This window comes from Streptomyces sp. AK02-01A, from assembly GCF_033795305.1.
Lineage (GTDB): Bacteria > Actinomycetota > Actinomycetes > Streptomycetales > Streptomycetaceae > Streptomyces.
This window is the reverse complement of sequence record NZ_JARBAE010000011.1, coordinates 94,792-114,808: the sequence shown is the minus strand read 5'-3', so window position 1 is coordinate 114,808 and position 20,017 is coordinate 94,792. Positions and strand designations below refer to the sequence as shown.

General features: G+C 68.4%; 19 protein-coding genes. 4 read left to right on the top strand and 15 right to left on the bottom strand.

Annotation, left to right across the window (positions count from 1 at the left end):
• Positions 1-199 precede the first annotated feature (199 nt).
• Positions 200-505, bottom strand: a complete 306-nt coding sequence (locus PV679_RS13875) for a hypothetical protein (protein ID WP_319680492.1) — start codon at positions 503-505, stop codon at positions 200-202.
• A 1-nt stretch (position 506) separates the two neighbouring features.
• Here PV679_RS13875 and PV679_RS13870 point away from each other — a divergent pair, with 1 nt between their 5' ends.
• Complete coding sequence (locus PV679_RS13870; RefSeq protein ID WP_319680491.1) at positions 507-680, top strand: hypothetical protein; 174 nt, start codon at positions 507-509, stop codon at positions 678-680.
• Positions 681-1,183: 503 nt separating this feature from the next.
• On the opposite strand, the gene PV679_RS13865 is transcribed toward PV679_RS13870, so the two are convergent.
• Both PV679_RS13865 and trhA read right to left on the bottom strand, forming a co-directional pair.
• Positions 1,184-1,834 (bottom strand): TetR/AcrR family transcriptional regulator, encoded by a 651-nt coding sequence (locus tag PV679_RS13865; RefSeq protein WP_319680490.1) that lies wholly within the window; start codon positions 1,832-1,834, stop codon positions 1,184-1,186.
• Positions 1,835-2,352: 518 nt separating this feature from the next.
• The gene (gene trhA, locus PV679_RS13860) at positions 2,353-3,066 is read right to left on the bottom strand and encodes a PAQR family membrane homeostasis protein TrhA (protein WP_319680489.1); all 714 of its coding nucleotides are present in this window, start codon (positions 3,064-3,066) and stop codon (positions 2,353-2,355) included.
• Positions 3,067-3,329: 263 nt separating this feature from the next.
• Here trhA and PV679_RS13855 point away from each other — a divergent pair, with 263 nt between their 5' ends.
• Positions 3,330-5,165, top strand: a complete 1,836-nt coding sequence (locus PV679_RS13855) for a phosphoenolpyruvate carboxykinase (GTP) (protein WP_319680488.1) — start codon at positions 3,330-3,332, stop codon at positions 5,163-5,165.
• A gap of 133 nt (positions 5,166-5,298) precedes the next feature.
• Here PV679_RS13855 and PV679_RS13850 read toward each other — a convergent pair whose 3' ends face one another.
• From PV679_RS13850 to PV679_RS13840, 3 genes are all read right to left on the bottom strand, one after another.
• Positions 5,299-6,804, bottom strand: a complete 1,506-nt coding sequence (locus tag PV679_RS13850) for a substrate-binding domain-containing protein (protein WP_319680487.1) — start codon at positions 6,802-6,804, stop codon at positions 5,299-5,301.
• Between the two features lie 173 nt (positions 6,805-6,977).
• Entirely contained in the window at positions 6,978-7,229 is a 252-nt protein-coding gene (locus PV679_RS13845; protein ID WP_319680486.1) for a DUF397 domain-containing protein, read from the bottom strand.
• A complete protein-coding gene (locus PV679_RS13840; RefSeq protein WP_319680485.1) occupies positions 7,226-8,101 on the bottom strand; it encodes a helix-turn-helix domain-containing protein in 876 nt (291 codons plus the stop codon). Before PV679_RS13840 ends, PV679_RS13845 begins: the two co-directional genes overlap by 4 nt.
• A gap of 277 nt (positions 8,102-8,378) precedes the next feature.
• Here PV679_RS13840 and PV679_RS13835 point away from each other — a divergent pair, with 277 nt between their 5' ends.
• A complete protein-coding gene (locus PV679_RS13835; RefSeq protein WP_319680484.1) occupies positions 8,379-8,750 on the top strand; it encodes an ATP-binding protein in 372 nt (123 codons plus the stop codon).
• Between the two features lie 247 nt (positions 8,751-8,997).
• Here PV679_RS13835 and PV679_RS13830 read toward each other — a convergent pair whose 3' ends face one another.
• The 7 genes from PV679_RS13830 to PV679_RS13800 form a co-directional block, all read right to left on the bottom strand.
• Positions 8,998-9,618 (bottom strand): hypothetical protein, encoded by a 621-nt coding sequence (locus PV679_RS13830; RefSeq protein ID WP_319680483.1) that lies wholly within the window; start codon positions 9,616-9,618, stop codon positions 8,998-9,000.
• On the bottom strand, positions 9,605-11,218 hold the full coding sequence (locus PV679_RS13825; protein WP_319680482.1) for a VWA domain-containing protein: 1,614 nt from the start codon (positions 11,216-11,218) through the stop codon (positions 9,605-9,607). The genes PV679_RS13830 and PV679_RS13825 overlap by 14 nt, the downstream gene beginning before the upstream one ends.
• Entirely contained in the window at positions 11,215-12,411 is a 1,197-nt protein-coding gene (locus PV679_RS13820) for a toxic anion resistance protein (protein WP_319680481.1), read from the bottom strand. Before PV679_RS13820 ends, PV679_RS13825 begins: the two co-directional genes overlap by 4 nt.
• A gap of 83 nt (positions 12,412-12,494) precedes the next feature.
• The gene (locus tag PV679_RS13815; protein ID WP_319680480.1) at positions 12,495-13,571 is read right to left on the bottom strand and encodes a hypothetical protein; all 1,077 of its coding nucleotides are present in this window, start codon (positions 13,569-13,571) and stop codon (positions 12,495-12,497) included.
• A 143-nt stretch (positions 13,572-13,714) separates the two neighbouring features.
• Positions 13,715-14,119: a hypothetical protein gene (locus PV679_RS13810; protein ID WP_319680479.1), complete on the bottom strand. Its 405-nt coding sequence runs from the start codon at positions 14,117-14,119 to the stop codon at positions 13,715-13,717.
• An 88-nt stretch (positions 14,120-14,207) separates the two neighbouring features.
• Positions 14,208-15,419, bottom strand: a complete 1,212-nt coding sequence (locus PV679_RS13805) for a pyridoxal phosphate-dependent aminotransferase (RefSeq protein WP_319680478.1) — start codon at positions 15,417-15,419, stop codon at positions 14,208-14,210.
• Between the two features lie 196 nt (positions 15,420-15,615).
• Positions 15,616-16,476, bottom strand: a complete 861-nt coding sequence (locus tag PV679_RS13800) for a helix-turn-helix transcriptional regulator (RefSeq protein WP_319680477.1) — start codon at positions 16,474-16,476, stop codon at positions 15,616-15,618.
• Between the two features lie 186 nt (positions 16,477-16,662).
• Between PV679_RS13800 and PV679_RS13795 the strand changes: the two genes are divergently transcribed.
• On the top strand, positions 16,663-17,010 hold the full coding sequence (locus PV679_RS13795) for a DoxX family protein (protein WP_319680476.1): 348 nt from the start codon (positions 16,663-16,665) through the stop codon (positions 17,008-17,010).
• 35 nt (positions 17,011-17,045) lie between these two features.
• On the opposite strand, the gene PV679_RS13790 is transcribed toward PV679_RS13795, so the two are convergent.
• Entirely contained in the window at positions 17,046-18,686 is a 1,641-nt protein-coding gene (locus PV679_RS13790) for a D-aminoacylase (protein WP_319680475.1), read from the bottom strand.
• A gap of 10 nt (positions 18,687-18,696) precedes the next feature.
• Positions 18,697-20,016, bottom strand: a complete 1,320-nt coding sequence (locus PV679_RS13785; protein WP_319680474.1) for an alanine racemase — start codon at positions 20,014-20,016, stop codon at positions 18,697-18,699.
• Position 20,017 lies beyond the last annotated feature (1 nt).

Genomic DNA, 20,017 nt, shown 5'->3' with positions numbered 1-20,017 from the left:
GTACCGCTGATACCAAACTGCGTCCATGGTCCACTCGGCGTTCAAATCTGTCCGCTTTATCGCATGGGATGCAACGGAGGGCTGACTGCGACGGAGGATTTTGATATTTCGCGCCCCTCTGTTCAGTAATGCGCACCGGAGAAGAGGGGCGCGAAATATGATCAGGCAAGCTCCGGACCGGCTCCGGTGGGCGGCTGTGTTATTCCCAGCGGAAAGACGCGTTGTTGTTGTATGTGTTGACGAGGTTCATCGACCAGGCGCACACGTCGGCGACGCCCTTGTAGCCGCTGTTGTAGTAGATGACTCCCAGGTATGTCGGGTGGGAGTTCGTGACGGAAGCGGCGTTGTTCTTCACGCCCGTGCCGGCACCCGCACCCGTTCCGCTGCAGTACTTGAGGGCCATGACGCCAAGGGCGGGGCTGCCGACGGCAGCGCCGATGTCGTACTGGCTGTAACCGAGGTTCCGGTATGCGCCCTTGTAGTTCGAGTTGTAGTGGAAGCGCATCTTGAAGGTCGAGCTCGATTTACAGGTCTCCGAGCTGATCATGTTTTCGTCATCGCCCATGGCGCTCGCCGGCGATGTGACGGCGATTGACATGGCAATGGCTCCGGTGGCCGCCATGGCGATTTTGGAAAACCTCATGTGTTTGCATCCCCTCGGTCGCTTCACTGCGGACTGAATCACGGCGTGTGCCATGAATCAATACATGTGGGCGCAGCCCTGAGAGACCCGTGTATAGGCGGGTCTCTATTTCTTTCTGAGAGCAGCAAGACACTAAGCGAAGCCGGTAGATCGAGCCAGGAGATTCTTTTGGGGCAAAGGTATCGGAGAGCGCCAAAACGGCTGTCTCGAAGTGTTACCCATGTCACGATCTTGTGAAGTGTGGCGGGTGGTTTGCGGATTTTGATCAGAAGTAAGCGAAGATCCTGGGCCGGATTGAAAAGGTCCGGTAAAGCGGTAGATGTGAATCCGCTTTTGCGTGAGCGCGCAACGTCGGCGTGGAAGCGGCGTGGAAAGCGACCGAAAATGCGGAGATAGGAGTCTTGCCGTTCAAGAACCGGCCCGCATATGTTCGTCCGCCGGTGACGGTGATGCGCCTGGATGATCAGGATGGCGTGATCTGTCCGGCGGCCCTTCGCGTCGCTGGGAGAGCGGAGCCGTCCGTGCGGGACGGGACAGCCCTTACTCCGGGGACGTGTCCTGGAGACGCGGGCCGCTGCTCAGGGTTTCGAGGGTGGCGAGCGCGCGATTGACCAGCGCGAGCGGGTCACCTTGGCAGCCGCGCTCGCCCCAGTACAGGGTGATCTCGCGCAGCGCGCTCAGCACGGCCGCGGTGAACACCCGCAGTTCCAGTTCTCCGGGATCCCGGCCGGTGCGTTCCGCGAGGACCTCGGTGAGCATTCCGGCCGTCACCGACAGGCTCTCGGTCATCCGGGCACGGACGGCGGGGATCTCGACCATGAGCTTGGCGCGCTGGACCGTCTCACCGCACTCGCCGGCCGGCACCGTCCTCAGCGACTGGACCATGAGAAGGCGGAGCGACTCCAGTGCGGATTCGCCGGCCGGGCGGGAGCGCAGCATGGCCGCCATGGCCGGACTGTGCTCGTCGGACAGGACGATGTCTTCCTTCGTCGGGAAGTAGCGGAAGACGGTGGACGGTGAGACCTCGGCCGCCGCCGCGATCTGTTCGACGGTCGTCGCGTCGTATCCCTGCTCGGCGATCAGCCGGCAGGTCGCCCGGCGGATCGCGATACGCGTCTTGATCTTCTTCCGCTCGCGCAGGCCCGGCTGGGGCTGGTGTTCTCCGACGGAGCTGGGTGAGGTGGCGGCCATGGTGCTCATTGTCGGGCATCGGTGAGCGCGGAGATCGCGTACGGATTCCGGGCCGGGTCGTGCCTCCTTGCCGGTGGTGTACGTCAATCGGCGGTGGGCGCCTGTGGTGTACGTCAATCGGCGGTGGGCCCGACATGGCATCCACCAGCAAAGGCCAGTGGGTGTCACAAGACAGCGGCCCTCGGTATCTCCCGGACAGAAGGCCGATTGTCGGAGGCGCGTGTCACCATGAGTGTGGTTGACCGGACGGAAAGTGATCGCGTCGTCGCGCTGGACCGCGCGGCGGGGCGCGTACGGGGGCATGCGGAGGGGAGACCGGAATGCGAAATGTCATTCATGCGCTGGTCGCGGTCGTGGCGGCGCTGTGTATCGGCGGATTTCTGCTGGGCGGCGCCGCCGCGGTGGCCGGCGTGGTCCTGCTGGTGGTCGCCGGCGTGACCTGGAGTGTGGCGACGGCATCGCTGCCGCGGTCACGTCCGCGGCTGCGATCGCCGTCCTGGCGCAGCGGCCGCCATGGCTCAGGAGCTCTGCTGGGCCACGAGCGCGATGCCGACGAAGTGCACGACGAACGCGGCCAGGGTGAGGGAGTGGAACACCTCGTGGAAGCCGAACCACCTGGGTGACGGATTGGGGCGCTTGAGCCCGTAGATCACGCCACCCGCGCTGTAGAGCACGCCGCCGACGACCACCAGCACGAGCACGGCGATCCCGCCGGCGCGCATGAAGTCCGGCAGATAGAAGACGGCGGCCCAGCCCATCGCGATATAGCAGGGCGTGTAGAGCCAGCGGGGCGCGCCGACCCAGAACACCCGGAACGCTATGCCGGCGGCGGCCGCGGCCCATACGGCCCACAACAGGTTCCGGCCGGTCGAGTCGGGCAGCAGCAGCACGGTCAGCGGCGTGTAGGTGCCCGCGATGATCAGAAAGATATTGGCGTGGTCGAGCCGGCGCAGCACCGCTTCGCCGCGCGGACCCCAGGTGCCTCGGTGGTAGATCGCGCTGATTCCGAAGAGCAGACAGGCCGTCAGGACATAGACGCCGCAAGCGATTCGAGCGCGAGCCGAGTCGGTGAGGACGATCAGTGTCACTCCTGCCACCAGTACGGCGGGAAACATTCCCGCGTGCAGCCAGCCGCGCAACTTCGGCTTGACCGGGCTCGGCAACTCGATCTCGACCGGCCCCCCTTCGGGCTGTTGGGGGTGGGCGAGCGGGTCGGGCGCGGCAGGAGTCATAGGTTCATGCTACCTACGCGACCGTAGGTTAAATTTCCGGGCAAATCACCATGAATGGTGTCTGTACGCCGTGCGGATGCGGAATACGTATCTCATAGTGGTCACTTTCGCGTGTCCATGCTCACATGTGAGGCCCTCTGGACAGATGGGCGCGGGAGTCGGATGATCAAATGAGTGCGGTCGGCACCGGATGAGCGGCTACGAAGCATCCGGGTCGCGGCCCCCAAGGGGCACAAACCCAAAACCCTCATCAAGGAGCAATCGTGGCGCGCGACATCGCGGCTCCCAGCACCGTTCCCACCAGCCATCAGGAGTTGATTTCCTGGGTTGACGACATCGCGGCAATAACGCAGCCGGACAGCGTGGTCTGGTGCGACGGTTCCGAGAGCGAGTACGACCGCCTGTGCGGTGAGCTCGTGGAGAAGGGCACCTTCACCAAGCTGGATCCGGTCAAGCGGCCGAACTCCTACTACGCCGCGTCCGACCCCTCCGACGTGGCACGCGTCGAGGACCGCACCTTCATCTGCTCCGAGAAGGAGGAGGACGCGGGCCCGACCAACCACTGGAAGGCCCCGGCGGAGATGCGAGAGATCTTCACCGGCGAGGACGGCGTCTTCCGCGGCTCGATGCGTGGCCGGACCATGTATGTCGTGCCCTTCTGTATGGGTCCGATCGGCTCGCCGCTCTCCGCGATGGGTGTCGAGATCACCGACTCCGCGTATGTCGCCGTTTCAATGCGCACGATGACGCGTATGGGCAGGGCCGTACTCGAAGAGCTCGGCGACGATCGCGACTTCGTCAAGGCCGTCCACACCCTTGGCGCACCGCTCGCGCCCGGTCAGACCGATGTCCCGTGGCCCTGCAACTCGACCAAGTACATCTCGCACTTCCCGGAATCCCGCGAGATCTGGTCCTACGGATCCGGTTACGGCGGCAACGCCCTGCTCGGCAAGAAGTGTTACGCGCTGCGCATCGCGTCCGTCATGGCCCGGGACGAGGGCTGGCTCGCCGAGCACATGCTGATCCTCAAGCTCACACCTCCGCAGGGCGAGCCGAAGTACGTGGCCGCGGCCTTCCCGTCCGCCTGCGGCAAGACCAATCTCGCCATGCTGGAGCCCACCATCTCCGGCTGGAGCGTCGAGACCATCGGCGACGACATCGCCTGGATGCGGTTCGGCGAGGACGGCCGGCTCTACGCGATCAATCCCGAGGCGGGTTTCTTCGGCGTCGCGCCCGGCACCGGTGAGCACACCAACGCCAACGCGATGAAGACCATGTGGGGCAACTCGGTCTTCACCAATGTCGCGCTCACCGACGACGGCGACATCTGGTGGGAGGGCATGACCGAGGAGCCGCCCGCGCATCTCACCGACTGGAAGGGCAACGACTGGACGCCCGAGTCCAGCACACCGGCCGCTCATCCCAATGCCCGCTTCACCGTGCCCGCCGGCCAGTGCCCGATCATCGCGCCCGAGTGGGAGGACCCGAGGGGTGTCCCGATCTCCGCGATCCTCTTCGGCGGTCGCCGCGCCTCCGCCGTACCGCTGGTCACCGAGTCCTTCGACTGGCAGCACGGCGTCTTCCTCGGTGCCAATGTCGCCTCCGAGAAGACCGCGGCCGCCGAGGGCAAGGTCGGCGAGCTGCGCCGCGACCCGTTCGCCATGCTGCCGTTCTGCGGCTACAACATGGGCGACTACATGGGCCACTGGATCAAGCTGGGCCAGGAGGCGGCGCGGCACGGAAACGAGTCGAAGCTGCCGAAGATCTACTACGTGAACTGGTTCCGCAAGGACGAGGCGGGCGCGTTCGTGTGGCCGGGCTTCGGTGAGAACAGCCGCGTCCTGAAGTGGATCGTGGAGCGACTCCAGGGCCGCGCGGAAGGCGTCGAGACACCGATCGGCATCCTGCCGACCAGGGAGGCACTCGACACCGACGGCCTGGCGCTGTCCGGAGCCGAGCTGGACTTCCTGCTCTCGGTCGACAAGGTGGTCTGGCGCGAGGAGGCGGCGCTCGTCCCCGAGCACCTCAACACCTTCGGCGACCACACGCCCAAGGAACTCTGGGACGAATACCACGCGCTGGTCGAACGCCTGCGGTGAGGCTCCCGCCCGGCCCCGGACGGCGTGTGCTCGCGGGCCGGGGACGGGCCGGTGGTGAACCCGGCCGGCCGGACGTCACCGTCCGGCCGGCCCGCGACGCGCACCGTCAGTTGGCGGTACACGACGCGCACCGTCAGTTGTCGGTACACGCGCCGTCGAGCTTTGTGTCGCCCAGGTCGGAGCAGCCGATGTAGCCATGGCCGCGCAATTGGGCCGTCATCGCGTCACTGGTCAGAAACTCAAGGTAGTTGGCGGTCAGGCCCGTCGCCGCGCCCGCCGTGTACAGATACTCCGTCGCGACAAAGGGATATTTCCCGCTCAGGGCGTCTTCGCGGATCGGCTCATGGCCATTGACCGGCACGACTCCGATATTCGGGAAGAAGGGCAGCGCGTCGGCTTCCGCGTAACCGATCGCGTTGTCGGTGGCGTTGACGTAGTTGAGCAGGTCCATCGTCGTCTCCGCGGTACACGCCGTTGTCGCGCTTTTACCGGCGGGGACGGCGTCGCAGGCGGGCGCTGTGTCGAACGACGAGGATGTCCCGCCCAGAAAGGCGCTGTCGAAGGCCGCGCGGGTACCGGAGTCGGCGGAGCGGCCGACGGCCTTGTAGCCATTCGCGCCGCTGAAGACCGCCCGCAACTCCTCGGTGGTCAGTCCTTCGTTGAACAGTCCCGGGTGAGTGCTCTCCAGTTGACGATTGGCCACCACGGCGAACACGACCACTCCGGCCGCGCGGCGGGTGAGGCCGGCGTCCTCGGTGAGCTGCGCGGGCCGTCCGTCGGACATGGCGACCATCGCGGTGCTCTTGCTCGCTCTCAGGTTCCGCAGGCCGGTTCCGCTGCCATTGGCCACGACCGCGATGGTCGCGTTCGGACAGCTCTGCTCGTACGCGTTCTTGACCTGCGTGGCGATCGGCGCGAAAGCGGTGGATCCCTCGACACGGAGTGTTCCGTTGGCGCAGGCGGCCACCGGGTTGAGCGCCTGGTTGGCCAGCCAGACTCCGCCGGAGACGCCGATCAGAAGGGCCATGACGGCACCGGCCGCCGCGACCTGGTACAGCAGTGAGCGCTTGGTCCGCTGGACGATGCGGCCGCTGCGTACGATGCCGCCGGGTCGCACGCCGCTGCCGGATCCGACGAGGAGCACCAGCAGCTTGAATCCCTCGCGCCGGTTGAGCGGCAGCGCCGGCAGCGCGATCTTTGACGCGTCGTCCGGCGGAAGCGTGTCGGTGCTGCGTTCGATGAGATCGTGCAGATCATCCGAGTCGCGCACCTTGAAATGCACGACCTCCCGCCCGGGAAAGGTGAAATGCAGAGGAACGGCGAGGTGGCTTTCCTCGATGTCCTGGCCGCCGGAGTTCCGTATGTCGAGTACGACGAGACTGCCGTCCTCGATCTCCCGGCCCTGCGAACTGATCTCCCACATATTGAGGCCGTTGGGCGGCGCCGGACCTCGGTTGATCGGCTCGTCGAAAAGAACGCTCCAGCTCAGCCGGCGGCGCCGCCGGACCGCGGCGATCAACAGGCCGATCGCGCCGGTGAGCAACGCGCACACCAGAGTGGTGAGCATCTCCCGGCTGTCGATCACCGTATTGAGATCAGTCAGTAATCCGGACGCCTCAGTGTGCATGGCAGAACCCATGGCTTTCCCCCGTGTGAAACCGACGCACGCGTATGGACCCGACTCACGCGTGAGGATGAAGTGTCGAGACATCGGGAAACCGCCGGAAGGCGAAAGCCTGAACGCCACGCCAACGTGGCGTCACCATTCATGGTGCCGATTCACGCCGGTTCGAGGAGCCGGGCCGACGGGTCTCAGAGCTCGGTGCCCTCGGGGATCAGGTGGTCGTACTGACCGGCCTTGACGGCAAGGATGTGGGCGAGCATCTCCTTGTCCGTGAACCGCAGGGCACCGTCCAGCTCCCGGCGCTTGGAGTCACCGAAGGCGACGCCGCCGGCGATCGGCATGATCAGGACGCAGTCGTTTCCCGAGCCGGCGCTGAATGAGGACTTCTCCCATGCGCCGTCGAGCGGCACGGCGTAGAGCGTGTCCTTCGGGTCGTTCATGTGAGTTCCTTCTCCATCTCTTCGATGCGACGGACGGTTTCTTCCGCGTTCAGTGCGTGGTCGGTCAGGTCCGTGAACTTCCGGCGTATGCGCCGCACCTCGGCCGGGTCGTCCTGGAGAGTCTCACCCCGGGACTGCTCCTGCGAGACGACGCTTCGGTTGTCGGCACCAGGAAAGTCGATAATGGTGAACAGCGCGCTTGAGATGCTTGCGGCTCCAGCGGTGAAAGGGATCATTCGCAGAGTGATGTTCTGCTGGTTGGCATACGACACCAGGTGCCGAAGCTGCGCGCGCATCGCCTCGGAGCCACCTACGGTGGCTCGAAGCGCGGACTCCAGGAAAACGGCATCCAGAGTGAGAGGGTTTCGGCGGGTGAGGACTTCCTGCCGCCGCAGCCGGGCTTCCACGAATGCCTCTCGGTGCTCCGCGCTTTCGTGTTTCTGGCCGAAGGCGACGATCGCTTCGATGTATTCCCGCGTCTGAAGTAGTCCTGGTACATACGTTCCCGATTGCGTCGAGATGCGTTCTGCGGCGTCTTCGAGGGAGAGGTAGCGGTAGGAATCTCCGGTGAACAGTGCCTGAATCTCGGGGCGTTCGTACCAGGTGCGACCGTACGACCTTCCCTGTTCGATCGTCGCGACGATTCCCGCGCGTTCCTCCGGGGTCGCCCCGTAGAGCTTGAGCAGCGTGGGCAGTTGCTCGTCAGTGGGGAAGGCCTTGCCGCGCTCGATCTTGCCCACGGTGTACCGCGAGACGCCAAGTGCCTCCCCGGCCGCCTCCTGTTTGAGGCCGGCTTCCGTACGCAGGCGCTGGAGTTCTTCGCCGACGCGTCGCATGGCAAAGATCGCGTTCGCATTGACGCTGACGACCACGGCTTTCCCTCCGAGTGGGGCGGTCTCCCGATGTCGTCAGGGTATCGCTCAGCCGATCCGCCCCATGACTCTCCGGGCCGAGGTTCGCACTTTGGGTTGCGCGTGACAGGTCACGTGACCCAAACTGGGCTGCGCACGCTGCGAAAGCGACTGGCTGCGGTGTGTAGTCCTAGTTATGCGCGGCCGGTGCTCTCCGGGACCGCGTCCGGAGGTGTGGGTTATGGATCCGCGTGGTCATGTCCTGGCAGTTGAGCGTTATCCCTGTACGGCCACAGCCGTGAGTCAGGCAAGAGCCTTCGCGGGGCGCGCTTACGCGCCCTTCCCCTGGATCGACCACGAGGTCGTCAAACTGTTGGTGAGCGAGACCGCCACCAACGCGGTGCTACACGCCGGCGGTGGCGGATTCGACCTGATCTGCCACTCCCCGATGGGTGGTTCGATCCAGATCGAGTTGCACGACCGGAGCAGGATCGAACCACTGCGGCGCCCGCACACAGTGTGGGACAGCCATGGCAGGGGCCTGGAACTGCTTGACCTTCTCGCCCCGGGCTGGTCCGTGGTTTCCACCCTGACCGGAAAGGGCCTGATCTTCAGTCTGGAGGCGAAGCCGTGCACGGAGACAGTCTCTCCCCCTCCGACCACCCGGTGACGCCTGACGACCCAGCCTGTCTGCGACTGCTCACGCTGTTGCTGGCGGGTCTGGGCGGGAGCGTCCGTATGGCCGTCGAGGAGACCTCCGCCGAAGACAACTCCGGTGAAAACCCGGGGCGTAGGGCCGCCGCCCGGCGCAAGGGGAAAGACGGGCGGTGACGGCGGAGAGGGCCGACGAAGCTTCGTCGGCCCTCTCCCACATCGACAAGCATCGACTCACATCGACCCGCCTCCGGCCCGCGCCGTCAGGACGGGCGGTGACGCTCCTCCAGGTAGCGGGTGTGTGTCTCCTGGCGGCGGGCCTCCGCTTCGCGCAGCGCGGAGGCGTAGGCGCGGGCCTCGTCGTACAACACGGTCAACTGGCGTTCGAGATGGCGCTCCGGCGGTTCGGCGCCCGGCTGGAGCCGGGTCCACCACCGCGTCCGCAGATAGGTGTCCACCGACTCCGGGATGTCCTGGCGGATCGCCCGTCCCAGCGCGTGCACCGCCTCCGGGTCCAGGGCCAGCGCGTCGGCGACCCAGCCCGGTTCGAGCAGTGCCGCGAGCACATCGTCCAGCTCGGTCAGCCGTCCGGCCGCCGCCGGAGGCAGCTCGACCTCCGTCAGATAGGTCTTGAGCGTGCTGAAGTCACCGCGCAGCGCGTCCAGTTGCTCGTTCGGATCGGTGAATTCCGGTGCGCCGGGCCGCTCGGGCGGAGCGATCAGCGCGCCCGCGGCGTACAGCCCGGCGATCACCACGGGCCAGTACGCGCCGGCGAGCCCGGTGAAGGTGAGCGCCAGGCCCGCCAGACCGCAGGCGCTGCCGGTGAGGTTCTTGCGGGACTCCAGATACGCCAGGGTCCTGCCGGATGTCCTACTGGTAGCCACGGATCTCCTCGAAGGCTCCGTCCAGCGATTCCTGCCCGCCCGTCGCGTCGAAGAGCTGTCCGCCGGTGAGTGCGGCGATGTGCTCCAGTTCCGCGCGGTCCGAGTCGCCGAAGAGAATGGGGAAGACGGGAGTGGCGCGCTGCGCGGGCGGCAGTGCGGCGTAGAAACTGTCGAAGGCGCCGGCGCTGGCACCCGTGGTGTTCTCGCCGTCCGTCATCAGGACGATCGAGGTGAAGGCGTCGCGTCCGCCCGCGCCGAGATGCGCGTAGGCGTCCCGCAGGCTGCTGTAGATGGCGGTGTCGCCCGACGCGGTCAGGGACTTGGCGTCCGCGCGGATCGCGTCCAGCGCCGCGGCCGGATCGGCCGGGTCGACCGTATGCGTTCTGATCCGTTTCACCTCGGAGCCGAACGGCATCAGCGTCACCTCTTCCCGGTCCCGGAAGCGGTCGCCGGTGGGTGAGTCGTCCGTCCCGGTGAGCCCGGCGAGTGCCGTCTTCAGCCGGGACAGCCGCTCGCCCTTCATCGAGCCCGAGGTGTCCAGGACATAGACGGTGCGGGAGGGCCGGCGAAGCTGGTTCTCGTAGGAGTCGAGCAGGCCGTCCGCGACCGAGCGCGTACCGGGAAAGGGAAGCTCGCGCCGCTTGTCGGTGGCGAGGCCGGCCGCCGGCCGCACGGACGGCACGACCGGCCGGCGGAAGGTCTGTTCGGTCAGCGCCCGCTGGGCCTCCGGGCCGCGCAGATACGCCGTGAGGGCCTGGCCCGCCTCCCGTGCCTCCCGGGGCGCCGAGGTCAGCAGAGTGAAGGGGTAGTCGGCGGTCACCACGCCGTCCTTCGGCCGGATCACGGTGAGGCCGGTGTCGCTGTCCCGGTTCATGGAGAGCAGTACGGACTCGTAGTTGACGAGCGCGTCGACGCTGCCGCGCCGTGTGTAGGCCGTCGCCAGCCAGCCGGAGGAACCCGAGGTCAGCTTCTGGCCGGTGAAGAACTCCTTCAGTTTCGGCGCGGCCCGGCGCACATCGGCGTCGGTGAGCGCGGACTGGGCGCCCGACAGTCCGGAGGCGACCGAGATCAGCGCGGAGAAACCGGAGTTGGAGCGCACCGGGTCGGTCATTCCGTATGTCAGTTTTCCGGCCGCGACCGCCTGGTGCACCTGCGACCAGGTGACCTGGTCCGGCTGCCAGCCGAGCCGGTCGACGGCCGACGCCTTGACACCGAGCGCGACGGGTGAGGACATCACCGGCGTCTCGTTGGTGAGGCGCTTGGCGGCGCCGGGATGCAGCCGCAGATAGTCGTTGGACGACAGCCACACCGCGTCGTACTTTCCGTCCGCTCCGCCGGACGCGATCAGCTCGGCGGCGTCCAGAGTGCCGGTCCAGGTGGCCCGTACCGTGACACCGGTCCGCTGCTCCGCCTGGTCCAGCACGCCCCGCATGTCGGCGAGTTCGCTGGAGGCGAGGACCCGCAGGGTGCCCTTGCGGTAGGTGGTGTCCGCGCCGCCCTTGTCCTGGTCCGGTCCGTCGCCCGGTGAGCAGGCGGTGGCGGTCAGCAGCGCCGCGATCAGTACGGCGGCGAGCCGCGGTCGGCCCAGCGGTCGTCTCACTGGAGGCCGCCTTCCAGCGCGCCGGCCGACCGGGTGCGCTCCAGATAGGTGCCGGCCGTCCGCAGCTCCGCCGTGAGGGACTCGACGGTCGCCGCCATCGACTCCGTCGCCTGGACCTTGTAGGTGTCGATCGCGTCGAGCGTGCGGTAGATCTGCTGGAACGCCGTGCGCAGCGTCTCCGCTCCGACCGCCGGGTCGGCGGCGATGCGCTGGATCTCGCCGCTCTGGGTGGCGAGCATCTCCGCGTTGCCTCGGATCAGATCCTCCGTCGTCGTCCGCAGGACGTTCACCTGCTCGGTCACCTTGCGCTGGTTGTCCAGTGCCGAGGCCAGCATCACCGCGATGCGCAGCGCCGAGACCGTGGTGGTCGCGGCCCGGTCGACTCCCTTGATCAGCTCATCGTTGTTGCGGCGTACGAGATCCATCGCCAAGTAGCCCTGCGCGCAGACCGCGAGCTGGGTCAGCAGATCCTGGTGCTTCTGCCGTACGGGAAAGAGCACGTCGGCGCGGAGCGCGTCGGCCTGGACCGGGTCCGTCGTGTCGATCTCGGCGACGCGTCCCTCGATCGCCACGTCGAGCGCCTCGGTGAGGACCGCGTACTCCTGGAGCTTGCCCATCGTCTCCCAGAGGCGGCTGCGCTCGGTGTGCAGCGCGGCGTTGTCACGGCGCAGTTCGTCCTGGCCGCCTCTGAGCGATCCCACGATCTTGTTCAAGGTGGACTGCGAGGAGGCGTACTTGGCGGCGTGGTCCCGGAGCTTGTTGCCGCCCGGCAGCTTGGAGAGAAAGCGGCGGGCTCCCTTGCCCGGCGTGTCGCGCGGGTCCAGGTCCTCGACCGTACGGCGCAGTTCGACCAGCGAGGACGACACCCGGGACTGCGCGTCCTCGCCGCCGGATCCGAGTGAGCGGACCGTGCGGTCCAGCATCCTGTTGGACTGCTGGGCGGCGGCGCGGATGTCACCGGAGCCCAGTGCGGCGATCTCGCCGATGCGCGAGGTGAATTCGGGTGAGCGGACGTCGAGCGTGGCGAGCGACCCCACATAGTCCGTGGCGCGCTGTGTCATCTCCGCGCGTACGGAGTCGTCGAGCGGCACCAGTCCCGCCGCCTGCTCGGCGCGGACCGGGGCGACGGGCTCTGGTGGAGTGAGGATCAGCTCACTGGGCCCTCCGGGCTCCAGGCTGTTCTCTGTGGGCATGCGGTTCCCCCTGGGACGTGAAAAGTTCTGGTGCCCCGACGGGGCTGGTGTGCCGTACCGGACCGGGTTTTCCTGATGCGGCGTCAGGACCGGGCCCGCCGCGCCATCGCGTGCAGCACCTCGGTGGTGGGCACGGGTGCCTGGCGGACGCCGGTGAGCGTCTGGTTGAGATAGGCCGTGAGGGAAGCCGTCGCGGCGGTGAACTCGGCGGCGGCGCCCTGCGGACGGAAGCCATGGCGTACCGCCAGCTCGCGCAGCCGTTTGTCGGTGGAGAGCAGCTCGCCCAGCGCACGGCCGTTCTCGGTGAGCGGTACGAGGGTGTGGTCGCTGCTGACGGTGGTGTCCGGATAGAGCACCACCAGGTCACCGGTGTCCTCTCCGCGCAGCAGGAGCGAGGCCACCTGCGATTCGTACACCAGCACCAGCGGGTTTCCGACGCCGCTGATGAAGTCCCTGAACGGCGCGTCGGAGCCGGGCTGCTGTGCGCCCTGCACCGAGATCAGCCGCTTGAGCAGCGGAGCCGTGCGGGCCACGGCGGCGTCGTCGACGGCGACCTGTCCGCCGTCGGCGACATAGGAGGCCGCCGCGAGATAGAGCGCGCCCGAGCTGGAGGCGAGCGGGTCGGTGCTGGTGACGAAGACCGTCCCGGTCAGTTCGGTGTGGTCCGAGGACCCCTTGAGCTGCTGCCAGGTGCGCTTCGCGCGGGCCGCGTCGAGATAGGCGCTCATCCGCAGCGTGCCACGGGACTTGCCGTCCAGTGTGGCCAGCCCGTTGCCGGCCAGGACCTCGGCCGCGGAGCGGTGCGCGACGACGACCAGCGGCGAGTAGAACGGCCGCAGAGGTCCGCCCTGGACCTTGTACTTCTTGACCAGTCCGTCGGCCGGCGCCTTGGAGGCCGGGAAGGCGAAGTCGGAACCGTCCAGAAGCAGTTCCTCCATGGCCCAGGAGCCGGAGGTCTCCGCTTTCACTGTGAAGCCCTTGGCAGCGAGGGCCTTCACCACGTCGGGGTCGGAGAAGAACTCGGCCTTCTCCGATCCGATCACTCCGCGCACGGTCTTCGTTGCCGTGCTCGTGCCCTGGTTCTGCCGGCCTGCCACGACGGCTGCTGCCACTCCGCCGATCAGCAGCACCGCCAGGACTATTCCCACGATGCGTCTCACGGGAAAGAGCGTGCTCGCGGAAACCCACATTCCGGGCGGAGTTGGGTGGACGGCAGGTGAAGTACCCATCCCGGTAAGGAACCGGAAGGATACGTTCAGTGGCGCCCGGTCCACGCGCCTCCGCGGCCCGCGGACCGGGGCCGTCAGAGAGCGCCGATCAGTCGCTGGCCGGGCAGGTCCGACAGCTCCTGGAGTGCGGCGGTGTGCGCGTCCATCCGCTCGGCGGAGATGATCGCGGCGGCGGTGTCGGCGCGTGAGGCGGCGACGACGAGGGCGCGGCCCGCGAGGGCGAGCGCGCGGCGGTGGAGCTCGGCGGGGTCGGCGCCGGTGGTGACGCCAGGACGGCGCGCCGGCGAGGCGCCGCGCAGCCTGGCTATCTGTCCCGCGAGACACTCGGCCGCCGTGTCGAGACCGAGCTCGTCGGTGACGGCGAGGAGCGCGGAGAGATGTCCGGCGAGCTGGATGTCCAGCTCCTCCTCGCGGCTGCGGTGCGGGAAGTCGGCGTCGGCCATCGAGTGGACCGACTTGGTGCGGATCGGCTCGTACATGGATGGCCTCCTGGCGTGGTCAGGAGACCATCCTACCTTGGATCGAGTCTAAAGTTGAGTGAAGTCGCGATCTGCTGAGGTGCCGGGCCTACGGCTGGGAGTAGCCGTCGAGGAAGTTCCCGATCCGGGTCACCGCGTCCACGAGATCCTGCGCGGCGGGCAGTGTCACGATCCGGAAGTGATCGGGCTCGGCCCAGTTGAAGCCCGTCCCGTGCACGACCATGATCTTCTCGGACCGCAGCAGGTCCAGCACCATCTGCCGGTCGTCCTTGATCTTGTAGACCTTCGGGTCGAGCCGTGGGAAGAGATAGAGCGCGCCCTTGGGCTTGACGCAGGTCACACCCGGGATCTGGGTCAGCAGGTCGTACGCCGCGTTCCGCTGTTCCAGGATCCGGCCGCCCGGCAGGACCAGGTCGTTGATCGACTGCCGGCCGCCGAGGGCCGTGGCCACCGCGTGCTGCGACGGCATGTTGGCGCACAGCCGCATATTGGCCAGGATCGTCAGGCCCTCGATGTACGAGGCAGCGTGCTCCTTGGGGCCGCAGACCGCCATCCAGCCGGAGCGGAATCCGGCGACCCGGTAGTTCTTGGAGAGGCCGTTGAAGGTGAGCGTGAGCAGATCGGGAGCGACGGCGGCGGTCGGAGTGTGCGTGGCGCCGTCGTACAGGATCCGGTCGTAGATCTCGTCGGAGCAGACGATCAGATGGTGGCGGCGGGCGATCTCGGTGAGCGAGCGGAGCATCTCCTCGCCGTACACCGCGCCCGTCGGATTGTTCGGATTGATGATCACGATCGCCTTGGTCCGATCGGTGATCTTCCGCTCGATGTCGGCGAGATCCGGCATCCAGTCGGCCTGCTCGTCGCAGCGGTAGTGCACGGCCGTACCGCCCGCGAGCGAGACCGACGCGGTCCACAGCGGATAGTCGGGAGCCGGTACGAGCACCTCGTCGCCGTCGTCGAGCAGCGCCTGCATCGACATCTGGATCAGCTCGGAGACGCCGTTGCCGAGGTAGATGTCCTCGACGTCCAGCTCGATGCCCTTGGTCTGGTAGTGCTGCATGACCGCGCGCCGCGCGGACAGCAGGCCCTTCGCGTCGCCGTAGCCGTGCGCGTCGCCGAGATTGCGGAGCATGTCCTCAAGGATCTCGGGCGGGCACTCGAAGCCGAAGGCGGCCGGGTTGCCGGTGTTGAGCTTGAGGATGCGATGGCCTGCTGCTTCCAGCCGCATCGCCTCATCGAGGACCGGGCCCCGGATTTCGTAACAGACATTGGCGAGCTTCGTGGACTGGATCACCTGCATGTCCGCGAGCTTACGACCGCGTAACGCGCGCTGCCTGGTGTTTTCGGCCACGTCATCCGGTTCCGCGCGTGCCGTACGCGCGCCACGGTGCGGCCCAGGCCGTCCCCGGCCCGTCCACGGGCCCGGTTTCCCGTTCATCCTTATGGGTGAGACCGCGATGGGTGGGACCGCGCTCATGGGTGGGACCGCGCTCGCGTCAGCCCGCCACCGCGCGCAGCGCGCCGGGACGGCGGCCGGTGAGGGAGTCGAGCGCCGCCGCCGTGGCGTCGTCGGCGGGAAGGTGCACCAGCAGGCGCTGGCCGTCGGCGTCGGGCAGCGTGAGCGTCTCGCGGGCCAGCCGCAGCTCGCCCGCCTCCGGGTGCGTCAGCCGCTGCACTCCCGGATGCCGGGACATCCGGGACCCGGTCGACCAGCGGTCACCGAAGGGCGCTCCGGCGGTGAGTGTCAGCTCCTGGACCAGGTCCGCCAGATGCGGATCGTCCGGGATGGAGTCGGCCTTGAGCCGGGTGATCTGTTCATCGGCGGTGAGGTCCCACTCCGGATGGGCCGCGCGGGCCCGGGGATCCGTGAAGAGATACCGCGCGAGGCTCGGTACGGGAGCCTCCAGCACGCCGAGCGGACCGACGAGCTGCTCGTAACCCGTCGTGTACGCGATCACCTCGCTCAGCCTGTTCAGCAGGACGGCCGGAGTGGGCTCCAGCCGGTCGAGCAGCGCGCGCACGGTGGGCCGCGCCACGCGCGCGGGCGGCAGTCCGGCGCCGGGGCAGAGCTGGCCGGTGCCGGTGGTGAGCTTCTCGGCGTGCAGCAGGGTCAGCCGTTCGTCGGTGGTCAGCCGCAGGGCGTCGGCGAGCGCCGCGAGCACCTGCGGCGACGGATGGCGGTCCCGGCCCTGTTCGAGCCGCGCCAGATACTCGACGCTGATCCCGGCGAGCATGGCCAGCTCGGACCGGCGCAGACCGGGCGTACGGCGCCGGCTGCCGGGCGGGAGACCGGCCTCGGCGGGCGTCATGGCCTCGCGGCGGCTGCGCAGGAACAGGCCCAGCTCGTTGTCGCTCACCCAGGGAATGTACCCGCCACGGGGCCGCCGGATCGTAGCCCTGCCAGTACCAGCCTGGCCCGGGTCTTCCTCCGTGCGCCCGGCTGCGGCAGCCTGTGCCGGGGCCATGACCAGTGGTACCCGTATCCGCTCGGCCGGTCGCGGCACTCTCGGCGGCCTCCGCTCATACCTTCCGAAGGGTCATTCGTGTTCATCGCCTACGCCGTCGTCGGCATCCTGCTCGCCGCACTGCTGACGTTCTCCGCCATCGGCACCTTCACCCGCCAGGAGAAGATCGTCTCGTCGATGCGTGCCGTGCGCGTCCCGGACTCGTGGCTTCCGCGTCTCGCCACCCTCAAGGCGCTGGGCGCGCTGGGTCTGCTGGCCGGGCTGTGGATCACGCCGATCGGCGTGGCCGCCGCCATCGGCGTGATCCTCTACTTCATCGGCGCCGCGATCTTCCATCTGCGCGCCAAGGACTACGCGATCGCTCCGGTCGTGGTCATCCTCCTGGTGGCTGTCGCGGCCCTGGTGCTGCGCCTCGCTTCGGCCTGACGCGTCCGGCCAGGCTCGCGAGGCCGGGACGGCCCTCAGCCGGTCCGGCGGACGGAGCGGCCGGCCAGGACATCCGTGCGGCGGCCGTCCTCGATCACGAAGCGGCCGTCGATCAGGACATGCGGGATGCCCGTCGGCGGCGTGCGCGGTGCCTCGAAGGTCGAGCCCGCCGCGACCGTGTCCGGGTCGAAGAGGACAAGGTCGGCGCGGTAGCCCTCGCGGACCAGACCACGGTCGGGAAGACGGAGGCGGGCCGCCGGACGCGAGGTCAGATGGGCCACGCACTCCTCCAGCGTGAGGATGCCCAACTCCCGCGCGTACCGGCCGAGATAGCGAGGGAACGTGCCGTAGGCGCGCGGATGCGGCTTGGCGCCCTGGAGGATGCCGTCGCTGCCGCCCGTGTGGACCCGGTGGCGCATGATCTGCCGGACGTTCTCCTCGTGGCCGACATGCTGGAGGATCGTCGGGCCGAGCCGGTCCTCGATCAGCAGCCTGCGAGCGGTGACCCATGGCGTCTCGTGGCGCAGCCGGGCCGATTCGGCGACCGTCCTGCCGACATGGTCCGCGAGATCCGGCGCCGCCGAGACACCGGAGATCTCGATGGTGTCCCACTCGATCGGCACGCCGTGACAGCCGTCGGAGCCGATGACCTCCAGATGATGGCGGATCCGCTCGGCGGTCGCGTCGTCGCGGAGCCGGCCGAGAATCGCGTCCGGCCCGCCCTCGCTCGCCCAGCTCGGCAGCATCGCGACCAGCGTGGTGCAGCCCGGAGTGTAGGGATAGGTGTCGAGAGAGATGTCCGCGCCGGCGTCCAGCGCCTTGTCCAGCAGCGCGAGCAGCTCGGGCGCGCGGCCCTCGTTGACGCCGAAGTTCATGGTGGCGTGGGCGAGATGGAGAGCGCAGCCGGCCTGCCGGGTGAGCGTCACCATCTCCTCGTACGCCTGGAGCGCGCCGGCGCCGTAGGAACGGTGGTGCGGGCAGTAGTAGCCGTCGTAGCGCGCCACCACCCGGCACAGCTCGGTCAGTTCGGCGTCGTCCGCGTACATCCCGGGCGTGTAGGTCAGTCCTGAGGACATGCCGACCGCGCCCTGTTCCATGGACTCGGCCACCAGGCGCCTCATCCGCGCCAGTTCGGCCTCCGTCGCCGGGCGGTCGTCCCAGCCGACCGCGTACATACGGACCGTGCCCTGCGGGATCAGATACGCGGCGTTGACCGCGATGCCCTCGCCGCCGAAGCCGTGGTCGAGCCGGTCCAGATACTCGCCGACCGTACGCCAGTCGAAGTCGACGCCGGTGTCTCCGGGCGCTCCGCCGTTCCAGCCGGTGATCGTCTGCCGGACCTGGGCGAGGGTCGCGTCGTCGACGGGCGCGTACGACAGGCCGTCCTGGCCGATCACTTCGAGAGTGACGCCCTGCGCGGCCTTCGCGGAGTGGTCGGGGTCGCGCAGCAGCGCGAGATCGCTGTGCGCGTGCATGTCGATGAAGCCCGGTGAGAGGGCGAGGCCGGCGGCGTCCAGGACACGGGTGCCGGTGAGCCGAGGACCGCCGGTCCCGGCCGGAGTGCCGGTTTCACTCCGTATCGCGGTGATACGGCCGTCCGTGATGCCGACATCGGCGCGACAGGACGCGCCCCCGGTGCCGTCGATGACGCGTACGTCGCGAATGACGAGATCCATGTCCGGCCTCTCAGAAGAAGGTGCGGAGGAAGTCCGTGACCGTGCCGTCCGCCTCCACCAGCGGGATGAGCTGCCATTTGTCGAAGGACGTACACGGATGCGAGAGGCCCATCCCGACCCAGTCGCCGACCGCGAGCTCCGCCTCGTCCGAGGTGGACAGCCAGCCGTGCTGGTCGGACAGGGCCGTCATGGTGACGCCCGCCGCCGGGCGGATCTCGCCGGTACGGCCGTCCCGGATCACCTGGACCTCGGGAAGGTCGAGATCGTAGGCCGCGTCCCGCTTGCCCGCGTTGACAAAGGCCTGTCCGGCGGACGGACGCGAGACGACCTGCGCCCAGAGCCGGAACGCGGGCTGGAGGGCTCCCTCCTCGGGCACCCGGTTGAACGGAGTGAGATGGCGGTAGTGGCCGTCGTCGTGGGAGACGTACGCGCCGGAGCGCAGCAGCTTCAGTACCGGGCGGGAGAGCGCGGGAATCCCGGCGAAGACGTCCGCGACGGCGTCGAACCAGGCGCTGCCGCCCGCGCTGATCACGATCTCGTCCGTGGCGGCGAAGCGGCCGGCCTGGTCGAACTCGGCGGCCAGCGCGGTGAGCCGGCGCAGCCAGGCGCGGACGCCGGCGCCGTCGGCCGCCGGTACCTCGCCCTCGTATCCGGCGACTCCGGTCAGGCGCAGGGTCGGTGCGGCGGCCACCGCGTCCGCGACGGCGGCGCACTCGGCCTCCGTACGCGCTCCGGTGCGGGCGCCCTCGCCCGCGCCCAGTTCGACCACGACCTCCACCGCGCGGCCGGCGCCCGCCGCGCGCAGTGCCTCGTCCATCAGCTCCACACCGCGCACGGAGTCGGCGTAACAGATGAAGCGGAAACCGGGATCGCGGTCCAGCTCGGCGGCGACCCAGCGCAGCGCCGCCGCGTCGACCAGCTCATTGGCGAGGAAGATCCGTCCGATGCCGAACGCGCGGTAGACACGGGCCTGGTGCGGCACGGCCGCCGTGATGCCCCAGGCGCCGCGCGCGAGCTGGCGGTCGAAGAGCTGAGGCGACATCGAGGTCTTGCCGTGCGGCGCGAAGGCGAGACCGTGGCGCTCGGAGTAGGTCTCCAGCAGAGCGAGGTTGTGCTCGACCGACTCGGCGGAGAGCGCGAGGACGGGCGTGGTGAAGCCACCGGTGAACAGATCGCGGCGCTGGGCGGCGAGCGCGGAGACCGTCAGGCCCTCGGCGTCGGGCGGCAGCGCCTTGAAGCGGTGGTCGACACGCTCGTCGCCGAGCCGGTCGGCCGGTCGCGGGCCGAGTGGCTCGTCCTGTCGCTCGTCCTGGCGTCGGTCGGCGGCCATG

Bases quoted from the DNA above. Each gene is read 5' to 3' on its own strand.
- PV679_RS13820 (WP_319680481.1), bottom strand. From the start codon at position 12,411: ATGCCCACAGAGAACAGCCTGGAGCCCGGAGGGCCCAGTGAGCTGATC.
- PV679_RS13845 (WP_319680486.1), bottom strand. From the start codon at position 7,229: ATGAACGACCCGAAGGACACGCTCTACGCCGTGCCGCTCGACGGCGCA.
- PV679_RS13805 (WP_319680478.1), bottom strand. From the start codon at position 15,419: ATGCAGGTGATCCAGTCCACGAAGCTCGCCAATGTCTGTTACGAAATC.
- PV679_RS13850 (WP_319680487.1), bottom strand. From the start codon at position 6,804: ATGGGTTCTGCCATGCACACTGAGGCGTCCGGATTACTGACTGATCTC.
- PV679_RS13875 (WP_319680492.1), bottom strand. From the start codon at position 505: ATGCGCTTCCACTACAACTCGAACTACAAGGGCGCATACCGGAACCTC.
- trhA (WP_319680489.1), bottom strand. From the start codon at position 3,066: ATGACTCCTGCCGCGCCCGACCCGCTCGCCCACCCCCAACAGCCCGAA.
- PV679_RS13785 (WP_319680474.1), bottom strand. From the start codon at position 20,016: ATGGCCGCCGACCGACGCCAGGACGAGCGACAGGACGAGCCACTCGGC.
- PV679_RS13865 (WP_319680490.1), bottom strand. From the start codon at position 1,834: ATGGCCGCCACCTCACCCAGCTCCGTCGGAGAACACCAGCCCCAGCCG.
- PV679_RS13790 (WP_319680475.1), bottom strand. From the start codon at position 18,686: ATGGATCTCGTCATTCGCGACGTACGCGTCATCGACGGCACCGGGGGC.
- PV679_RS13810 (WP_319680479.1), bottom strand. From the start codon at position 14,119: ATGTACGAGCCGATCCGCACCAAGTCGGTCCACTCGATGGCCGACGCC.